3 protein-coding genes are annotated in these 4,467 nt (G+C 59.9%); all 3 read right to left on the bottom strand.

What is annotated here, in order from left to right; translation table 11 throughout:
- Positions 1-28: 28 nt before the first annotated feature.
- The 3 genes from AC1D00_RS28615 to AC1D00_RS28605 all read right to left on the bottom strand — a co-directional run bounded on the left by AC1D00_RS28615 (position 29) and on the right by AC1D00_RS28605 (position 4,168).
- A complete protein-coding gene (locus tag AC1D00_RS28615; RefSeq protein WP_477012970.1) occupies positions 29-1,102 on the bottom strand; it encodes a SphA family protein in 1,074 nt (357 codons plus the stop codon).
- A gap of 604 nt (positions 1,103-1,706) precedes the next feature.
- The gene (locus AC1D00_RS28610; RefSeq protein ID WP_477012969.1) at positions 1,707-2,693 is read right to left on the bottom strand and encodes a formylglycine-generating enzyme family protein; all 987 of its coding nucleotides are present in this window, start codon (positions 2,691-2,693) and stop codon (positions 1,707-1,709) included.
- A gap of 365 nt (positions 2,694-3,058) precedes the next feature.
- Positions 3,059-4,168, bottom strand: coding sequence for an HlyD family secretion protein (locus tag AC1D00_RS28605; protein ID WP_477012968.1), 1,110 nt, complete (start codon positions 4,166-4,168; stop codon positions 3,059-3,061).
- Positions 4,169-4,467: the final 299 nt, after the last annotated feature.

The following is a 4,467-nucleotide window of genomic DNA, read 5'->3' as shown; positions in this document are numbered from 1 at the left end:
CCGCTTCGCCAGGGCCAATTGCATGTTCCTAGTATTTTCTGACGACGGGCTTTGTTGTCGGAGGCGCTCCAGGCGCAGGCGGCGAGATAGAGAAGGTGACCCAGGTATTCCAGCCTGACGGCCGATTTTCCGCAGCGAACTCTCCGTAAGCTTTCAGATTGAGATAGCCCTGCATGTCGCCGACCGGGAAAAGGAAACCGATCTGGGGTCCGATACCAACCACCTGGGACTGGAAGCAGCCGACACGGTCACCCGAACCGCTGTCACAGCCCAGCCCCTTGTAGACATAGCCCACGAGGCCGACCATGACCTGCTTCGACAGGAATTGCGATGCACCCCAGTCGAAATGCATGTCGACGCCGCTTTGATACTGCGTGGCAGTGTTTTTGAAATTGTAGGTGAAGCCGAGCACGCCGGAGAATTCGTGACCGGTCTGCGGATTGAAATAGGTGTAGCCGCCGCCGCCGTCGATCGCGCCGTGTCCGATGCCGAGGTTAGCAAGACGGGTTGGAGAGTAGGCGCCAACAGGAATGTCGCCGGTCAAATAGGTCATGAAATTGTGGACGCCGGCGTTCCACTTCAGCGTTGCTTGCGGATACAGATCGCCCACCGAGGTGATTGAATCAGAGAGGGTCCCCGTGCGGGTCGTCACAAAGGGCCCGACCGCTGTTGTCAGCGTTCCGTCGAGGGTTGCGGCGGATCGGCCAAACAAGCCGGTGATGCCGATTGCCAATTGTCCGCCAAGTACCGGCGTCGCGAACGTGTAGGTCGGGTTGAGCAGGACAAGGTCCGCCTGCGCGTTTAAACGCAGATTCAAATCGACATTGACGTTAGCGGGGATCCGGCCGACACGGATTTCTCTTGCCGCGGCTGCGTTACCGAAGGCCGACACGCTGGTGTGATAATAGACCTCGGCCATCGACCAGCCGGGGACTGCAGGGACTGCCGCGAGGCTGCTGAAGCGCCCCGGAAGCCAGTATGAAACGCCATCCTCGTCGGCATATGCTGGGTCGGACGAGAATCCGGCCAATGCCACAGCCAGACCGATCGTTGCGCGAATAAGCCGACAATGAGACTTTGGTTCGGATAGGTACCGCTTCATCCGCTCGTCCTCCCGCCAACGAATGGACAGTGTATCGATTGGCGATTCAATGTCTTGCTCCAAGGTAACAACCTCGTCAGATTTGGCTCAACTTGTTGCGCTAAAGGCACTCAGCATCGCCGCTGACTCGTAGGATTACCGACAGCATCGTTGACCAGAGGTATCCATGTCTAGGCAAGCTGCGCCCGTGTGCAGCAAGAAGGCTGCAGGAGCCCGCCCCGGTGGTCGCCGCAAGCTGCGACATGAGCATCGTGCGCGATCCTCGTGTTGGCTTGGACGAGCCAAGGGTTGGCGGGCGTTGCCTTGTGGCCGGGAGTGCTGGCCCATTTGGCGCTGGCGGTCGGGTGTGGCGCGGCCCTGTCCGCAAGAAAAGAAGATCGGCCCACCGATCGCTAGTATCGCAATGCCGGCGACGCGGCTGACCGTGGTGCCGGTGGCTGTGCCGGGTGCGGCGCCCAGCAGCAATTCCACCAGAAAGGACGGCGCTACCGCCAAGACTAGGCCCGTCGCCGCCTCAGCCGCGCGGTGAAACCGAGGAGAAGGACCGCCAGACTGCTGCTTTGCAGGACATCACGACGAAAGCGCATGCGAAGTGCTCTTTTTGTCAGCTACTGGAAGACTCAGGCATCTTGCTTCTGCGCTTGACGCATCGAAATCCGACATGGCTCGTGGACGTATCGATCGCCTCCGCATGTCGTGCGGCCGGGCGATAGCGGCGACAATAGCTCGGCGCGCAGAGATGCGAGCCGCCCTTCAAGACTTTCCGCGGAATCCGGATGGTGGGTTGACATGGATCAATGCTTGCGACTTCCGGCCCGCCGCGCGGATTTTCCGGGATGCAGCACGCCTTCGGTGCGTCCGCTTCGTGCTTTGGTGCATACCAGTCGGACGTCCATTCCCAGACATTGCCGATCATGTCGTAGACGCCGTAGTCGTTCGGTGGGAAGGCCATCACCGGCGAGGTGCGTTCGTATCCATCGGTGCAGAGATTTTGCCGGGGAAATTCGCCCTGCCAGGTGTTGGCACGATGCTCCCCGCCCGGGGTGAATTCTTCGCCCCATGCAAATTCGGCCTCACTCAATCCGCCGCGCGCGGCGAACTCCCATTCTGCCTCGGTCGGCAGGTCCTTGCCGGCCCATTGCGCATAGGCGAGCGTGTCGGAATAGGCGACGTGCACGACAGGATGATTGTCGAGCACGTTGATACTGCTTTTTGGGCCATAGGGGTGCCGCCAGTCGGCGCCCTTCATGAATTGCCACCATCTGCTCCAGTCGCGGAGATCGACGGCCCGCGCGGGCGGCGAAAACACCAGCGAACCCGCATAGAGCATGTGCGGCTGCGCGCCCGGATAGTCCTTGGGGTCGGGTGGGATTTCGGCATAGGTAACGTGGCCGGTTGCGCGCACGAATTCCCTGAATTGCCGGTTCGTGACCGGCGTGCGATCGATGAAGAACTCATCGACGGTCACGCGATGCGCGGGGGCTTCCTCGGGGTAATGCCGGTCAGAACCCATGCGGAATGTGCCGCCGGGAATCAGCACCATGCTCTCGACTACCGTGCCCTGACCATCAATCGCTGGGGAGTCACGCATCTGCTGCGCCMTCTGCTGATCATAGGAAATTCGCACAATGGCAGCAGTTGACTATGCAAAACCGGACAACAGAGCGCAATCCAGTCGATCGCGCGATTTCCGCTTTGGGTCAAAAGCTGCGGTAGGCCGAGGCTTCGCAGCCACCTTTCGAGTAATGATGGCGTCCTAGGGCTATGCTTTTCATGGGCCGAGACCGTCTCCCCATTGATCAAAACAGCATGTGCCGGACGCGGACGATAGAGGTGCGGCAGGTTCGTCGCCTATGCAAATTCGGTAGAAGCTAGGGCCTTAGGCAAAATCACGACGGATAGTAGCGCATGGGTTAAAGGCAGACGCGTTCAATCGAATGCACCTCGGAGGATTGGCTAAAGATAGGCCGTGTAGGAGCTGACCCAGACCAGGATGGAAGCCAGAAGTCCGATCACGCCGGCATTTGCGGCAAATACCGTGGCGCTTCCCGACATCCCCAGCCGCAGCGAGTCGCGGCTCATTTCGTCGGGGACGGAAATTTCCGCAGGGAAGGCCGTCGTGCCGCCAAGCGCCGTAGTGCGGGCGAGCGTCCCGGAGACGGCGACCTGACCCTGGCCGACGCCCTTCGGAATCGACGTGATCTTCGCGTGATAGATCCGGCCCGGCGCATTGTCGAACACGATGTCGACGGCAGCGCCGACCTTGATGGTCTGGAAACCGTTCTGAGAAAATAACCCGACAATTGTAATCTCTTTCTCGACGACGAACGACATCACCGAACGCGACTGCGTTGCGCGGTCTCCGACGGTCATGGTAACAATGGTGACGTATCCATCGGCAGGCGCGCGAACACTGGTTTGCGTCAGCTCCCAGGTGGCGTTGTCCAGCTGAGCCTGGATTTGCGCAACTGACGTGTTGACACCACCGATCTCCGAGTCGAGCGTAAGCTTGGCGCTCTCCTGCGTTGCTCTGGCTGCGTTGAGCTGAGCCGTCACAGTCTCGTATTGAACCTGGTTATCCTCTTCCTTGAACTCGGTGTTGGCCCCTTCGGCGTAGAGCTTCTGGATGTCGCGGAGCCGCTTGGCATTGTATTTCTGCTGCGCTTCGAGACCGGCGACGCTCGCCGTCGCCTGCTCGTAGTTGGACTTCAGCACCTTCGTCTGTTGCTGTGCCGCGGCCAGCGATGCACGCAACTGCGACACCTTGTACTGGAAGGGTGCGGGATCGATCTGAAACAACACCTCGCCGGTCTTCACGGTCACATTCGACTTGACCGGAATGGCGATGACCTCGCCGGAAACATTCGGCGCCACCTCGACGACCCGCCCGGTGACCGTGACCCTGCCCGATGGCGTCAGGTAATTGAACAGTGCCATGAAGGTCGCGAGAATGAACACGCCGATCAGGACCGAGATTGTGCCCGACAGCCAGCCCCAGCGCACGAGCTTGAACTTCGAGAAGACCGCCCACATGGCGAATGCGTAGAGGCACAGGATGATGACCACAGCGGCACCCCCGTCATTGCGTTGCCGCCAGCACGGCATACGCTAGGCAGTCTCAGCTAATTACGCAGCCGAGCCGAGATGATACGACGACCTCGACATCTTAGACCTCTTTGGTAATGGCCCAGACTTCTGCGGGGCTGACACCCGCGTGGGCAGTTGTAAAACGCAAGGTGGAGACCAGAGCAATCCCGCCGGCAAATCTTCTCCGTGATATCTTTGTCGCAATGGGGTGTCCCTTTGCCCTCCCGATTTCTGGTTCTACTTTCGATTGGGGCAAGGTGGCCCCGTTGATCTATATC

The organism is Bradyrhizobium sp. P2_E8, from assembly GCF_056403875.1.
The sequence above is the reverse complement of the archived record's forward strand: the minus strand, read 5'-3'. Positions and strand labels throughout refer to the sequence as shown.